The sequence below is a fragment of the Sphingomonas epibiotica genome, assembly GCF_039615155.1.
Lineage (GTDB): Bacteria > Pseudomonadota > Alphaproteobacteria > Sphingomonadales > Sphingomonadaceae > Sphingomonas.
Genome location: NZ_JBDGHY010000004.1, coordinates 339,518 through 353,191, shown reverse-complemented (window position 1 = coordinate 353,191; position 13,674 = coordinate 339,518). Strand labels below are relative to the sequence as shown.

16 protein-coding genes are annotated in these 13,674 nt (G+C 66.7%); 12 read left to right on the top strand and 4 right to left on the bottom strand.

Annotation, left to right across the window (positions count from 1 at the left end):
• Positions 1-136 precede the first annotated feature (136 nt).
• Complete coding sequence (accB, locus tag AAIO73_RS10320; protein WP_345877846.1) at positions 137-658, bottom strand: acetyl-CoA carboxylase biotin carboxyl carrier protein; 522 nt, start codon at positions 656-658, stop codon at positions 137-139.
• 45 nt (positions 659-703) lie between these two features.
• On the bottom strand, positions 704-1,138 hold the full coding sequence (aroQ, locus tag AAIO73_RS10315; RefSeq protein WP_345877845.1) for a type II 3-dehydroquinate dehydratase: 435 nt from the start codon (positions 1,136-1,138) through the stop codon (positions 704-706).
• Positions 1,139-1,245: 107 nt separating this feature from the next.
• Here aroQ and thiS point away from each other — a divergent pair, with 107 nt between their 5' ends.
• The 3 genes from thiS (at position 1,246) to AAIO73_RS10300 (ending at position 3,001) form a co-directional block, all read left to right on the top strand.
• Complete coding sequence (gene thiS / locus AAIO73_RS10310; protein ID WP_345877844.1) at positions 1,246-2,250, top strand: sulfur carrier protein ThiS; 1,005 nt, start codon at positions 1,246-1,248, stop codon at positions 2,248-2,250.
• Between the two features lie 89 nt (positions 2,251-2,339).
• The gene (locus tag AAIO73_RS10305) at positions 2,340-2,522 is read left to right on the top strand and encodes a CsbD family protein (protein ID WP_056453386.1); all 183 of its coding nucleotides are present in this window, start codon (positions 2,340-2,342) and stop codon (positions 2,520-2,522) included.
• A gap of 125 nt (positions 2,523-2,647) precedes the next feature.
• Positions 2,648-3,001, top strand: coding sequence for a hypothetical protein (locus AAIO73_RS10300; RefSeq protein ID WP_345877842.1), 354 nt, complete (start codon positions 2,648-2,650; stop codon positions 2,999-3,001).
• A 176-nt stretch (positions 3,002-3,177) separates the two neighbouring features.
• Here the strand turns inward: AAIO73_RS10300 and AAIO73_RS10295 are convergent, their stop codons facing one another.
• The gene (locus AAIO73_RS10295; protein ID WP_345877838.1) at positions 3,178-4,830 is read right to left on the bottom strand and encodes a thiamine pyrophosphate-binding protein; all 1,653 of its coding nucleotides are present in this window, start codon (positions 4,828-4,830) and stop codon (positions 3,178-3,180) included.
• Between the two features lie 126 nt (positions 4,831-4,956).
• On the opposite strand from AAIO73_RS10295, the gene AAIO73_RS10290 reads away from it, so the two are divergent.
• From AAIO73_RS10290 to AAIO73_RS10280, 3 genes are all read left to right on the top strand, one after another.
• A complete protein-coding gene (locus AAIO73_RS10290; RefSeq protein ID WP_345877836.1) occupies positions 4,957-5,658 on the top strand; it encodes a CoA transferase subunit A in 702 nt (233 codons plus the stop codon).
• Between the two features lie 137 nt (positions 5,659-5,795).
• Positions 5,796-6,677 (top strand): HAD family acid phosphatase, encoded by an 882-nt coding sequence (locus tag AAIO73_RS10285; protein WP_345877835.1) that lies wholly within the window; start codon positions 5,796-5,798, stop codon positions 6,675-6,677.
• Positions 6,678-6,681: 4 nt separating this feature from the next.
• Positions 6,682-7,317, top strand: coding sequence for a CoA transferase subunit B (locus AAIO73_RS10280; RefSeq protein ID WP_345877833.1), 636 nt, complete (start codon positions 6,682-6,684; stop codon positions 7,315-7,317).
• 225 nt (positions 7,318-7,542) lie between these two features.
• Here the strand turns inward: AAIO73_RS10280 and AAIO73_RS10275 are convergent, their stop codons facing one another.
• Positions 7,543-8,781, bottom strand: coding sequence for an MFS transporter (locus tag AAIO73_RS10275; protein ID WP_345877832.1), 1,239 nt, complete (start codon positions 8,779-8,781; stop codon positions 7,543-7,545).
• A gap of 129 nt (positions 8,782-8,910) precedes the next feature.
• Between AAIO73_RS10275 and leuC the strand changes: the two genes are divergently transcribed.
• The 6 genes from leuC (at position 8,911) to grxD (ending at position 13,272) form a co-directional block, all read left to right on the top strand.
• Positions 8,911-10,353: a 3-isopropylmalate dehydratase large subunit gene (gene leuC, locus AAIO73_RS10270; protein ID WP_345877831.1), complete on the top strand. Its 1,443-nt coding sequence runs from the start codon at positions 8,911-8,913 to the stop codon at positions 10,351-10,353.
• Between the two features lie 120 nt (positions 10,354-10,473).
• A complete protein-coding gene (leuD, locus tag AAIO73_RS10265) occupies positions 10,474-11,103 on the top strand; it encodes a 3-isopropylmalate dehydratase small subunit (RefSeq protein ID WP_345877830.1) in 630 nt (209 codons plus the stop codon).
• Positions 11,066-12,061, top strand: coding sequence for an NADPH:quinone oxidoreductase family protein (locus tag AAIO73_RS10260; protein ID WP_345877828.1), 996 nt, complete (start codon positions 11,066-11,068; stop codon positions 12,059-12,061). Before leuD ends, AAIO73_RS10260 begins: the two co-directional genes overlap by 38 nt.
• Positions 12,062-12,348: 287 nt before the next feature.
• Positions 12,349-12,672, top strand: coding sequence for a DUF1476 domain-containing protein (locus AAIO73_RS10255; RefSeq protein WP_242116921.1), 324 nt, complete (start codon positions 12,349-12,351; stop codon positions 12,670-12,672).
• Positions 12,672-12,914: a BolA/IbaG family iron-sulfur metabolism protein gene (locus AAIO73_RS10250; protein ID WP_125653995.1), complete on the top strand. Its 243-nt coding sequence runs from the start codon at positions 12,672-12,674 to the stop codon at positions 12,912-12,914. Before AAIO73_RS10255 ends, AAIO73_RS10250 begins: the two co-directional genes overlap by 1 nt.
• Positions 12,915-12,948: 34 nt before the next feature.
• A complete protein-coding gene (gene grxD, locus AAIO73_RS10245) occupies positions 12,949-13,272 on the top strand; it encodes a Grx4 family monothiol glutaredoxin (protein WP_345877823.1) in 324 nt (107 codons plus the stop codon).
• The last annotated feature ends 402 nt before the right edge of the window (positions 13,273-13,674 follow it).

The following is a 13,674-nucleotide window of genomic DNA, read 5'->3' as shown; positions in this document are numbered from 1 at the left end:
GTCCTGAGTTGCCGTTGAGCCTGTCGAAACGGCGTATCGAAGGACCGTGCGTTGTGGTGCTGCTTCGATACGGGCCTTCGACAAGCTCAGTCCCTACTCAGCACGAACGGAAAGGGGCGGGGCGGGTGCATGGCGCTTACTCTACCACCACCAGCGGCTGGTCGAATTCGACCGGCTGGCCGTTCGACACGAGGATCTGCGTCACGGTGCCGGCCGCGGGGGCGACGATCGGGTTCATGACCTTCATCGCCTCGACGATGACCAGCGTGTCGCCGGCGGCGACCTTCTGCCCGACCGCGATGAACGGCTTGGCTTCGGGGTTGGCCGCCAGATAGACGGTGCCGACCATCGGCGAGGTGACCGGCGGCACGCTGCTCACCGGGGCGGTGGCGGCGCCGGCCTCGATCGTGGTCGTCGCGGCGCTGGCGAGTTGCGGCTGGGGCGCGGGCGCATAGGCCGGGGCGGGGGCATAGGTCGCCGCCGCCTGTACCGGCGCGGGCTTGCGCACCACGCGGACCTTGCGCGCGCCGTCCTCGACCTCGACCTCGGTCAGATCGGTTTCATCGAGCACCTGCGCCAGCGCGCGGACGAGGTCGATGTCGACGCGCATCGCGTGGCTGGTGAACGGCGTTCCTTCGCCCTGATATTCGTCTGCCATGGTAACCCCCAATGGTATCGCTGATTATAAAAAACCGCGCCCTTGTCAGATGCGGGCGGCCGCTTCAAGCGCGACCAGATAGGAAAGCGCGCCGAACCCCGCCACGCTGCCGCGTGCGGCGCGGCCAACGAAGCTGGTGTGGCGAAATTCCTCGCGCGTATGCGGATTGGACAGATGGACCTCGATCACCGGGGTTTTCACCGCCTTGATCGCGTCGTGGAGCGCGATCGACGTATGGGTATAGGCACCGGCGTTGAGCAGTACCGCCTTTGCCCCTTCCGCCTGCGCTTCGTGCAGCCAGTCGACCAGATGGCCTTCATGGTTCGACTGGCGCAGGTCGATCTGCAGGTCCAGTTCGCGGGCGCGATCCTCCAGCATGCCAGCAATGTCGTCGAGCGTATCCGATCCGTAGATCGCCGGTTCGCGCAGGCCGAGCAGGTTCAGGTTCGGGCCGTTGAGGACGAAGATGGTGGCGGTCAACGCGGTGCTTTCGGTTGCGGGGGCTTGTCCGCCCTCCCTATATGCAGCGCACCATAGCCGGACCGGGCCCGGTAAGTCGAGAGAACGGCGCGCCCGCAGGAGACGACATGCATACCGACGGTACCATCACCATCACGGTCAATGGCGAGCATATGCGCGTCCGCGACGGCATCACGCTGGCCGAACTGGCCGCGCAGATCGGACTGGTACCGGAAAAGGTCGCGGTCGAACGCAACCTCGAGGTCGTGCCGCGTTCGACGCTGAAGGACGTGCAGGTCGAGGATGGCGACGAGCTGGAGATCGTGCATTTCGTCGGCGGTGGGGATCATGTCGCGCCGACGGATGCCGATACGTGGAGCGTCGCGGGTCGCACCTTCCGGTCGCGGTTGATCGTCGGCACCGGCAAGTACAAGGATTTCGAACAGAATGCGGCGGCCGTCGCGGCGTCGGGCGCGGAGATCGTGACCGTCGCGGTGCGCCGGGTGAATGTCAGCGATCCCAAGGCGCCGATGCTGACCGACTATATCGACCCGAAAAAGGTCACCTATCTGCCCAATACCGCCGGCTGTTTTGATGCCGACAGTGCCATTCGTACGCTGCGGCTGGCGCGCGAGGCGGGCGGCTGGGACCTCGTCAAGCTGGAGGTGCTGGGCGAGGCGCGGACGCTGTACCCCGACATGGTCGAGACGCTGCGCGCGACCGAGGTGCTGGCCAAGGAAGGCTTTCTGCCGATGGTCTATTGCGTCGACGATCCGATCGCGGCCAAGCGGCTGGAGGATGCCGGCGCGGTGACGATCATGCCGCTGGGTGCGCCGATCGGGTCGGGCCTAGGCATCCAGAACCTCGTGACGATCCGCCTGATCGTCGAGGGGGCGAAGGTGCCGGTACTGGTCGATGCGGGCGTGGGCCAGGCGTCGGACGCGGCGGTGGCGATGGAACTGGGCTGCGACGGGGTGCTGATGAACACCGCCATCGCCGAGGCGAAGGATCCGGTGCTGATGGCGCGCGCGATGAAGGCGGCGGTCGAGGCCGGGCGGATGGGCTATCTGGCCGGGCGGATGCAGCGGCGGCGCTATGCCGATCCGTCGAGCCCGCTCGCCGGTCTGATATGAATTAAGTTTCATGGAACGTCGGCGAGTGCCGCCCGTTACTAACCCTGCAATCCAGCGAGAGAAATCTCGCCAACCGACAGGAGCCTTTCATGGGTGAATTCACCGACAAGCTCGCCGCCGCCGGCAACAAGATCGCCGGCAACGTGAAGGAAGCGATCGGCGACGCGACCGACAATGAGCGGCTGGAAGCCGAGGGCCAGGCGCAGCAGGCCAAGGGCACCGGTCAGGACGTGAAGGGCAGCGTCAAGGGCGCGCTCGGCGACAAGATCTGATGGGTTAGGGCGCCGCGTACCGCCGGGTAGTTGGCGGATGGTGCCGAAGGGCCGCTCCGGGAAACCGGGGCGGCTCTTTTCGTTGGGTGCGTTGCGAGGCGGCTGACGGCGCGATAGGCTCGGCGATGGCCAGAGCAGATCGACTTGCCCGTACCGATGAGCTGCGCAGCGAACGCGAGGCGGAGTATCGCGAGGCGCTGATCGCGGCGCTGACGGCGGCGGCGTCAGGGAAACAGGGGCTGTTCGATCACAATGCCGACCGCCGTACTCGTGCGGCGATTGCGTCGGTCATCGAGGAATTGACCGGCATCGGCGAGGATGTCGATGCGATGCGCGAGCAGTTGGGAATGCCGCCCTTTGCTATGCATCAGGAGTTTTTGAAATCGCGTGGGCCGGTCGGGCCGCAGGCGGTCGGGGAGCGCAAGCAGGCGCAGGCTTGGCTGGTGCGGCTGGCGGCGGATGTGGGGCGGACGTCCTGATTACTCAAGCCGTTCGTGCTGAGTAGGGGCTGAGCGAAGTCGAAGACCCGTATCGAAGCACCTGCCACCAACCGTCCTTCGATACGCTGCTTCGACAAGCTCAGCGCCTACTCAGCACGATCGGATGGGTTCTGGGTCGGCGCAACCAAAGACGTGATACGGCCACCGGTCTCCACCTAACGATTGCGGATCGCGGTGATCGTCGTGCTGTGGGTGATGATCTCGATCTCGGTCCGGCAGTGGAGCAGGCGGACGCCGGTTTGTGCCAGCGCGCGGTCGAGGGCGGGGGCGAATTGGGCGGTGGTCTCGACGGTCTCTGCCCAGCCGCCATAGGCGCGGGCAAGGGCGGCGAAGTCGGGATTGGCGAGCGTGGTGCCGCTGAGGCGCGCGGGATATTCGCGTTCCTGATGCATGCGGATCGTGCCGTAGCCGCCATTGTCGACGAGGATGACCAGCAGGTTGGCGCCGTGCTGGACGGCGGTGGCCAGTTCCTGTCCGTTCATGAGGAAATCGCCGTCGCCCGCGACCGCGACCGCGAGTTTGGTCGGCTCGCGCAAGGCCGCGGCGACGGCGGCGGGAACGCCATAGCCCATTGCGCCGCAGGTGGGTGCCAACTGCGTGCCGGTCCAGCCATAGTGCCAGTAGCGGTGCCACCAGCCCGAGAAATTACCGGCACCATTGCAGATGATCGTGTCGTGGCCGGACAGGCGGTCGCGCATCGCCGCAACGCACGTCCCAAGGTCGAGCGCGACGTCGCGCAGGGCGGGGGTCGACCATTCGAGCCATTCGGCATGGGCTTCCTGCCCTCCCGGCAAGGGGTTAGCCGGTGGTTCGGCCGCGGCGAGCATAGCGGCGAAGGCGTACGGGTCGGCGGCGACGGCAAGGTCGGCGCGGTAAACCCGGTCGAGTTCGGCCGGGTCGGGATGGACGTGGATCAGCGTCTGGCCGGGATGGTCGGGCGTGACCAGCGTATAGCCGTCGGTGGTCGCTTCGCCGAGGCGCGCGCCGACGACTAGCAGCAGATCGGCGGCCTTGATGCGCTGAACGAGCTTGGGCGAGGGGCCATAGCCGAGGTTGCCGGCCCAGGCGGGCGTATCGTTGGCGATCGCGTCCTGCCGGCGGAAGGCGCCGGCGACGGGGACGCCCCAGCGTTCGGCGAAGTTGGCGAAGGTTACACCAGTGGAGGCATCCCAGCCCGCCCCGCCGACGATCGCCACGGGGGCGCGGGCGGTTCGCAAAGCTGCGAAAACTGCGTCGAAGTTGACAGGGGCGAGCGTGGTTTCGAGTTTCGCGAGCGGCGGGCGGTCGATCGCGACCGCTTCCTCGACCAGCATGTCTTCGGGCAGAGCGATCACCACCGGGCCAGGGCGGCCCGAGGTGGCGGTGCGCCATGCGCGCGCGACATATTCGGGAATGCGCGCCGGATCGTCGATGCGCAGCACCAGCTTGGCGAGCGGTGCAAACATCGTCAGGAAATCGACCTCCTGAAATCCTTCGCGGTCGCGATTTTCGCGGTCGACATCGCCGATGAACAGCAGCATCGGCACCGAATCCTGCATAGCGACATGCACGCCGATCGAGGCGTTGGTCGCCCCCGGCCCGCGCGTGACGAAGGCGATGCCCGGCCGTCCGGTCAGCACCGCATCGGCGCAGGCCATGAAGCCGACCCCGCCCTCCTGCCGGCACGTGACCAGATCGATGGCGGGCGTGTCGTGCAGCGCGTCGAGCACCGCGAGGAAACTTTCGCCGGGCACGTGGAAGATTCGGTCGCAGCCGTGGGTGACAAGGGCATCGACGAGGATGCGGCCGCCGGAGCGTGAAACTGTCATGGCCCCACGCTATCGCGGGGCGGCGACCGTTACCAGCGCGGAGCGAAGTTGAAAGTCGGTTCAGCTTCTTGACCGGCTCGACCGACCCTGCGACATCGACGACGCGATCAGTTGGGAGAGATGCGCGTGAACAAGCTGTACCCGAATGCCGAGGCGGCGCTGCAGGGATTGCTCCACGACGGGATGACGATCTGCGCGGGCGGGTTCGGCCTGTGCGGCATTCCCGAACGGCTGATCGACGCGATTCAGGCGTCGGGCGTGCAGAAGCTGACCATCGCCAGCAACAATGCGGGAATCGACGGACAGGGCTTAGGCAAACTGCTGCGCAGCCGACAGGTCGCCAAGATGATTTCGAGCTATGTCGGTGAGAACAAGGAGTTCGAGCGGCAATATCTGTCGGGCGAGCTGGAGGTGGAGTTCTGTCCGCAGGGGACGCTGGCCGAACGCTGCCGCGCGGGCGGGGCGGGTATTCCGGGCTTCTATACCAAGACCGGGGTCGGCACGCTGATCGCCGAAGGGAAAGAGGTAAAGCAGTTCGACGGCGAGGACTATATCCTCGAACGCGGCATCCGCGCCGACCTGTCGATCATCAAGGGGTGGAAGGCCGACGAGGCCGGCAATTTGATCTTCCGCAAGACCGCGCGCAACTTCAACCAGCCGATGGCGACCGCCGCAAATTTCTGCGTGGCGGAGGTCGAGGAAGTGGTGCCGGTCGGCAGCCTCGACCCCGACGCGATCCACCTGCCGGGAATTTACGTGAAGCGGATGATCGTCGGTGCGCCGTACGACAAGCAGATCGAGTTCCGCACGGTGCGGGAGCGGGTGTGATGGGTTTTTTGCGCGGTTTGGTGGCCAAGCGCGTACCGTACCCCGGCGAAGGCCGGGGTCCAGTTGCGGGACGGCGGTCTGCGTTCGCTGGCGTTTCCCAACTGGGCCCCGGCCTTCGCCGGGGTACGTCCAGCGCTTTGACCCTCGGCGTCGGCGCCTTCGCCCTGTCAGGCTGCGTCGTGGCGGTGGGCAACCAGTCCGCCGCGCCGGTCGCGCCGGCGACGGTGGCGGGGGTGCCGGCGGGGATGCAGTATCTCTATGGGTCGGGTGAGGCCGGCGCGGCGAGCCGGCAGGCCTATGCCGGGCTGGTCCGCTATGTGAACCAGTATTTGCGCGATCGTACCACGTTGCGCCGGATGCCGTTGCAGGCGGTGTTGGCGCCGGGCGCGACCCTGGAGCAACCGACGCAGCTGCCATGTACCGGCAAGCCTGCCGTCGTGTTCGACGTCGACGAGACGGTGCTGCTCAATACCGGATACGAATATGCCGATGCGCGCGGCGGCATGGGCTATGATGCGGCGCGCTGGGAACGGTGGGAGCGGTCTGACGGGCGCGCGACACGGCCGGTGCCGGGCGCGGTCGAAGGGTTGGCGGCGCTGCGTGCGGCGGGCGTGACCGTGGTGTTCAACACCAACCGCAACGCCGCGACCGCCGAATTCACCGAAGCCGTGCTGAACCGTGCGGGGCTGGGCCCGGCGAAGCATGGCGAGACGCTGTTCCTGAAGGGCGATGCGCCGGGTGGGTCGGGCAAGGATGCGCGGCGGGCGCTGATCGCCAGCCGTTTCTGCGTCGTGGCGCTGGTCGGCGATCAGCTTGGCGATTTCAGCGACCTGTTCAATACCGGTCTGAAGCCTGCCGAACGGCGGGCGGCGGCGGATGCACCCGCCATCGCCAGCCTGTGGGGCAATGGTTGGTTCGTGCTACCGAACCCGGTCTATGGCACCGCGCTGGCCGGCGATTTCGACGATGTGTTTCCCAATGATCTGCGCTGGACCGATCCCGGCGCGCGCAAGGAGTAACCCGATGGGCTGGACCCGCGACGAGATGGCGGCGCGCGCCGCGCGCGAGTTGAAGGACGGATTCTACGTCAATCTGGGCATCGGTATCCCGACGCTGGTGGCGAACCATATTCCGCAAGGCGTCGAGGTGACGTTGCAGTCGGAAAACGGGATGCTGGGCATCGGCCCGTTTCCCTATGCCGGTGAGGAAGACCCCGACCTGATCAACGCCGGCAAGCAGACGATCAGCGAGCTGCCGCAATCGGTCTATTTCAGCAGTGCCGACAGCTTCGCGATGATCCGCGGCGGGCATATCGACCTGACCGTGCTGGGCGCGATGGAGGTTTCGGAAGGGGGCGACATCGCCAACTGGATGATCCCGGGCAAGATGGTCAAGGGCATGGGCGGGGCGATGGACCTGGTCGCCGGGGTCAAGAAAATCATCGTCGTGATGGAGCATACGTCCAAGAACGGCGATCCGAAGTTCATCCCCGAATGCACGTTGCCGCTGACCGGGCGCAATGTGGTCGACATGATCGTCACCGATCTGGCGGTGTTCCAGCGGGCGGACCATGACAGCCCGTTCCGGCTGGTCGAGTGTGCGCCGGGGGTTACGGCCGATGAGGTTCGGGCGAAGACTACGGCTCGGTTCGAAGGGTAATTTGGGGTTCACGCGGAGGCGCGGAGGAAGAAGTAGGAAAGTGGATTCGCGCAAAGGCGCAAAGGACGCAAAGGGGTTGCGGAGCAGGCGGGTGTAGCCTCTCCGGCGCAGCCTCTTATCTTCCGGCGGTCGATGAAGGAGAGCCGCTGTCGCGGCGAGCGCATCACCTTTGCGCCTTTGCGCGAAAATCACCTTCTTCCTCGCGTCTTCGCGTGAACCAAAAACCTACTGCGAAGCCGTTTCCGGCATCTTCCACCACAGCAGCGCAAATCCGACCGCCGCGATCGCCGCGAGCAGCAGGAACGCCGCGTTATAGCCGCCCTGCACGATCATGACGCCGGCCAGCGTCGTGCTGAGTGCGCCGCCCAGACCCTGCACCGTCGCGACCGCGCCTTGCGCGACATTGAAGCGACCGGTGCCGCGCATGATCGCGGCGACGACGACCGGCAGCAGCGCGCCGAAGATGCCCGCGCCGATGCCGTCGAGCAGTTGCACGCCGAGCAGCCATGCCGGTGCGTCGGCAAAGGTGTAGAGCACGCCGCGCGCGATCAGTACGGCCATGCCGACCAGCAGGATCGGGCGGTGGCCCCAGCGATCGGCATTGCGGCCGACGACGATCGCGACCGGGACCATCACCAGCTGCGCGCCGACGATGCAGGCGGCAACCAGCGAGGTGGCGGCACCCGCGCCGACCTCGCGCCCCAGCAACTGCCCGACCGAGGGCAGCATCGCCGCATTGGCGAGGTGGAAGAGGAAGCAGGCGCCGGCGAAGACGGCGAGGGCGGGCGATCCCCGGAACGTCTGGAGCAGGGTCGGCGGCGGGGTGCAGGGTTCCTCGCCATCGGTGCAGCCGCGCGCCACGTCATGGTCGATCGCCTTGTCGTCGACCATGAGGATCGCGACGATGCTGCACGCGGCGAGGCCCGCCATCAGGTAGAAGACGACCTGCGGCCCGAATTTCCACGCCAGCGCCCCGGCCAGCGCGGCGGAGACGGCGTTGCCGCCATGGTTGAAGGCTTCGTTGCGGCCGACGCGGCGGGTAAAGGCGCGCGGACCGACGATGCCGAGCGTAATCGCGGCGATGCCGGGGGCGAAGATCGCGCCCGCGACGGCCGCCAGCGACTGGGTGACGGCGACGGCGGTAAAGCCCGACACGATCGGCAGCGACAGCGAGGCGAGGGTGACGATCAGCGCGGCGGCGACCAGCAGCGCGCGCTTCGCCCGGCTTTTGTCGACCAGCGCGCCGGCCGGGGTCGTCGCCAGCAGCCCGGCGATGCCGGCGATGGTCATCACCATGCCGGCGGTCGCCTCGTCCCAGCCATGGTCGGGTCCGCGCACCGCGACCAGATAGATGGCGAGATAGGGGCCAAGGCCGTCGCGGACGTCGGCAAGGAACGCGTTCATCCAGTCGAGCGCGCGCCCGTTGCGTGGAGAAACGGGCCGTTCGGAAGTTCGTTCGCCCATCGCCGGCCTCTGTATATGATGTATGAAGCCGCCGAACGCGGCGCGGCGACAAAGGCTCCCGTGCCATGTGAACGTAATATAATGTCGTCGACCCTTCCCGGCGCACGCATTTTCGGTTAACGCCGCGCGATGACCAAGCCTGCCCGCACGCTGTACGAAAAGATCTGGGACGACCATGTCGTCGAACGCCGCGATGACGGTACCTGCCTGATCTATATCGACCGCCATCTCGTCCATGAAGTCACCAGCCCGCAGGCCTTTGCCGGGCTTCGCGCTGCCGGGCGAAGTGTACGGCGGCCCGACCTGACGCTGGCGGTGCCCGACCATAACCTGCCGACGACGCGCCGGGTGGATGCGCAGGGCAACCGCCTGCCGATCGCCGATCCGGCCAGTGCCAGCCAGTTGGCGGCATTGGAGAAGAACGCGCCCGATTTCGGCATCCGCTATATCGACGCGACGGCGCCGGCGCAGGGCATCGTCCATGTCGTCGGCCCGGAACAGGGCTTTACGCTGCCGGGCACGACCCTGGTCTGCGGCGACAGCCATACCAGCGCGCATGGGGCGCTGGGCGCGCTGGCGTTCGGGATCGGCACCAGCGAGGTCGAGCATGTGCTGGCCACCCAGACGCTGTTGCTGCAACAGTCGAAGACGATGGAAATTCGCGTCGACGGGACGCTGGGATATGGCGTGTCGGCCAAGGACGTCGTGCTGGCGATCATCGGCAAGATCGGTGCGGCGGGCGGCACCGGCTATGTCGTCGAATATACCGGCGAGGTCATTCGCGGACTGTCGATCGAGGGGCGGCTGACGATCAGCAACATGTCGATCGAGGGCGGCGCGCGCGCCGGGCTGATCGCGCCCGACGAGACGACTTTCGCCTATCTGAGGGGGCGGCCGATGGCGCCGACCGGGGCCGATTGGGATCGGGCGGTCGAGTATTGGCGGACGCTGCCGACCGACGCCGATGCGCGCTACGATCGGGTGGTGCAGCTGCACGCCAGCGATATCGCGCCGTCGCTAACCTGGGGCACCAGCCCCGAGGACGTGGTGCCGATCACCGGCGTGGTGCCGTCGCCCGACAGTTTCGACGATCCGTCGAAGCGCGTCGCCGCGCAGAAGTCGCTCGATTATATGGGGCTGACGCCCGGCACGCGGATGCAGGACGTGGCCGTAAGCTATATCTTCATCGGCAGCTGCACCAACAGCCGGATCGAGGATCTGCGCGCGGCGGCCAGCGTCGTGAAGGGGCGTCATGTCGCCGACGGGATCAAGCAGGCGCTGGTCGTGCCCGGGTCGGGGCTGGTCAAGCGTCAGGCCGAGGCCGAGGGGCTGGACCGCATCTTTACCGAGGCGGGCTTCGAGTGGCGCGAGCCGGGCTGTTCGATGTGCCTGGCGATGAACCCCGACAAGGTGCCGCCGGGCGAACGCTGCGCTTCCACCAGTAACCGTAATTTCGTAGGGCGGCAGGGGCCGGGGGCGCGGACGCATCTGCTGTCCCCGGCGATGGCGGCGGCGGCGGCGGTGACCGGGCGGCTGGCCGATGTCCGCGAACTGGTGACGGAGCAAGCGTAATGAAGAAGGTGTTGATGGCGCTGATCGCGGGCGCGGTGCTGAGCGGGGTCGCGGCGGCCTATGCATCGAGCGTGCGGCCGGCGGTGGCCAAGCCGGTCGTTCCGCGCAGCGGGGCGTAACATGGAAGCGATCACGCAGGTCGAGGGGCGCGCCTATCCATGGGGCGCCAAGAATATCGACACCGACATCATCATCCCGGCACACTGGCTGAAGACCACGACCCGCGAAGGGTTGGGCAAGGGTGCGTTCGAGAGCGTGCGGGCCGAGCCGGACAATATCTTCGACGATCCGCGCTATGCAGGCGCGCCGGTGCTGATCGCGGGCGAGAATTTCGGCTGTGGCTCCAGCCGCGAACATGCCGCATGGGCACTGGGCGACATGGGCGTCAAGGCGGTGATCGCGCCGAGCTTTTCCGACATCTTCTCGGGGAATGCGATCAAGAACGGGATCGTGACCGTCGTGCTGCCGCAGGCGGCGGTGGACCGGCTGGTCGAGGTGGCGAAGGATCAGCCGATCGCGGTCGATCTGGAGACGATGACCGTCACCACGCCGTATCAGGATCGCTTCCCCTTCGAGCTCGACCCGTTTCGTCGCCGGTGCCTGATGGAAGGGCTGGACGAGATCGGCATGACGCTGGCACAAGATACCGCGATTTCGAAATATGAGTCCGGCGTGGCGGATGCCCGACCGTGGCTCAATGGGAGAAGCGGTGATGCGGGCGTTGCTGTCGACGGAGCCGGGCGGGCCTGAAACGCTCACGATCGGGGAACTGCCCGATCCGGTGGCCGGCAAGGGGCAGGTGGTCGTCGCCGTCCGCGCCTGTGCCGTCAATTACCCTGATGTGCTGATTATCGAAGATCGCTACCAATTCCGCCCGCCGCGCCCGTTCGCACCGGGCAGTGAGGTGGCGGGCGTGATCGAGCAGGTCGGTGAGGGGGTCGAAGGCTGGGCAGTCGGCGATCGGGTGATCGCGGTCACCGGCCATGGCGGAATGGTCGAGAAACTGGCGCTGCCCGCCGCCGCGCTTTACCGCCTGCCGCCGAACCGCAGTTTCGAAGATGGCGCTGCGTTGCTGCTGACCTATGCCACGGCGATCCATGCGCTGGTCGATCGCGGGCGGATCGCGGCGGGGCAGACGCTGTTGGTGCTGGGCGCCGCGGGCGGGGTCGGGCTGGCGACGATCGAACTGGGCAAGGCGTTCGGCGCGCGGGTCGTGGCGGCGGTGTCTTCGCAGGAGAAGGCCGACGCGGCGCGGGGTGCGGGGGCGGATGAGGTGGTCGTCTATCCGTACGCGCCGCTCGACAAGGATGCGTCGAAGGCATTGGCGGAGGCGTTCAAGGCGGCGGTCGGGCCGGCGGGCGCGGACATCGTGTTCGATCCAGTGGGCGGCGACTATGCCGAACCGGCGCTGCGGAGTGTCGGATGGGAAGGACGCTATCTGGTCGTCGGGTTTCCGGCGGGGATACCGAAGCTGCCGCTCAACCTGACGTTGCTGAAGAGTTGCGACGTGTGCGGCGTGTTCTGGGGGGCGTTCGCGATGCGTGATCCGGGAGCGAATGCGGCGCATGTGGCGACGCTGTTCCGGCTGTGGGACGAAGGGGCGATCGCGCCGAAGGTGACGGGCGTGTTTCCGCTGGAGCGCGGCGGGGAGGCGATCGCAGCGCTGGCGGCGCGTCGGGTCGTCGGGAAGTTGGTAGTGGTGCCGTAGATTTGATACGCGCAAAGGCGCCAAGGGCGCGAAGAAGAAGGCGGTTTTTCGCGCAGAGGCGCAGAGCAGTTGGGGGCGCGGTGATCGCAGCTTGTCTGGCGAAGCCTTTTACTTGTTGCCGCGATAGCTAAAGGCCGCTGCGCGGCGGGCCGTTGCGGCGATAGTCATCCCTTTGCGTCCTTTGCGCCTTTGCGTGACCCCGCTTCTTCCTAAGCCTAAACGCCGCGCCGTTGCGCGGAACCCGCGCTCGCCCTATCTCGCGGGGGAGGGACCATTAGGGGATTGCCATGACGACGTTCGACGACCGGGAGCGCGCTTTCGAAGCCAAATTCGCCCGTGACGGGGAAATGGCGTTTCGCGTGACCGCGCGGCGCAACAAGCTGCTGGGCCATTGGGCCGCCGAACGCATGGAGCTGACCCCGGCCGAAACCGATGCCTATGCGACTTCGGTGGTGCAGGCCGATTTCGAGGAAGTCGGCGACGAGGACGTGATCCGCAAGCTGTTGTCCGATCTGGCCGCCGCCGGCGTCGATTGCAGCGAGGCCGATGTCCGTCAGGCGCTGGCCGATTGCGAGGTCGAGGCGCGTCGCCAACTGCTGGGCAGCCTGTAATGCCGATGGAGGCACAGGCGATCGAGGCGCTGATCGTCGCCGCCATCCCCGATGCGGTGGTCGAGATCACCGATCTGGCGGGCGACGGCGATCATTATGCCGCGCGGGTCGTGTCGGAAAGCTTCCGGGGAAAGCCGCGCATCGCGCAGCAACGCGCGGTCTATGCCGCGCTCGGCGGACGGATGGGCGGCGAACTGCACGCATTGCAACTGACGACCGGCGTCCCCACTCCACAGGCATGAAGCGCCCGCCGGGCGAACGATCAAGGATATGACGATGACCGACGATACCAACGCCCGCATCGATGCGGTGGTGAAGAACAACCCTGTAGTGCTGTTCATGAAGGGCAGCCCGCTCTTCCCGCAATGCGGTTTTTCGAGCCGGGCAGTGGCGATCCTGAACCACCTGAACACCCAGTTCGAAAGCGTCGACGTGCTGCAGGATCAGGGCATCCGCCAGGGTATCAAGGCCTATTCGGACTGGCCGACGATCCCGCAGCTGTACGTGAACGGCGAGTTCGTCGGCGGATCGGACATCATGATGGAGATGTACGAGAGCGGCGAGTTGGCCGAGCTGCTGGGTGGCGACAAGGCCGCCTGAGCAAACCTTCTCGACGTGGTGCAGAAGCCCGGTCGCGCGATGGCGCGGCCGGGCTTTTCCTTTGGGGATAAGCCGTTTCGGGACGCGATAGTGTCAGACGACATGAACCTGACTCGTTCGTCCTGAGTAGCCATTGAGCTTGTCGAAATGGCGTATCGAAGGACCGTCTGCGGCGTCTGCTTCGATACGGGTCTTCGACTAGCTCAGCCCCTACTCAGCATAACCGGTTCTGCCTCTTGTCATCACGCTATAGGCGCGACGCTGCGACCGGTTGGCCGCGATGGATGCCGTTGCTGGTCGAGTGACCCGGGTGGGCGGACCGGCGGGGGTGCCGGTCCGCCCGAATTGAAGCGCGAACGCATCGGGTACCTACTCTCTTGCAGGCTGCGTGCCATTTCCGGG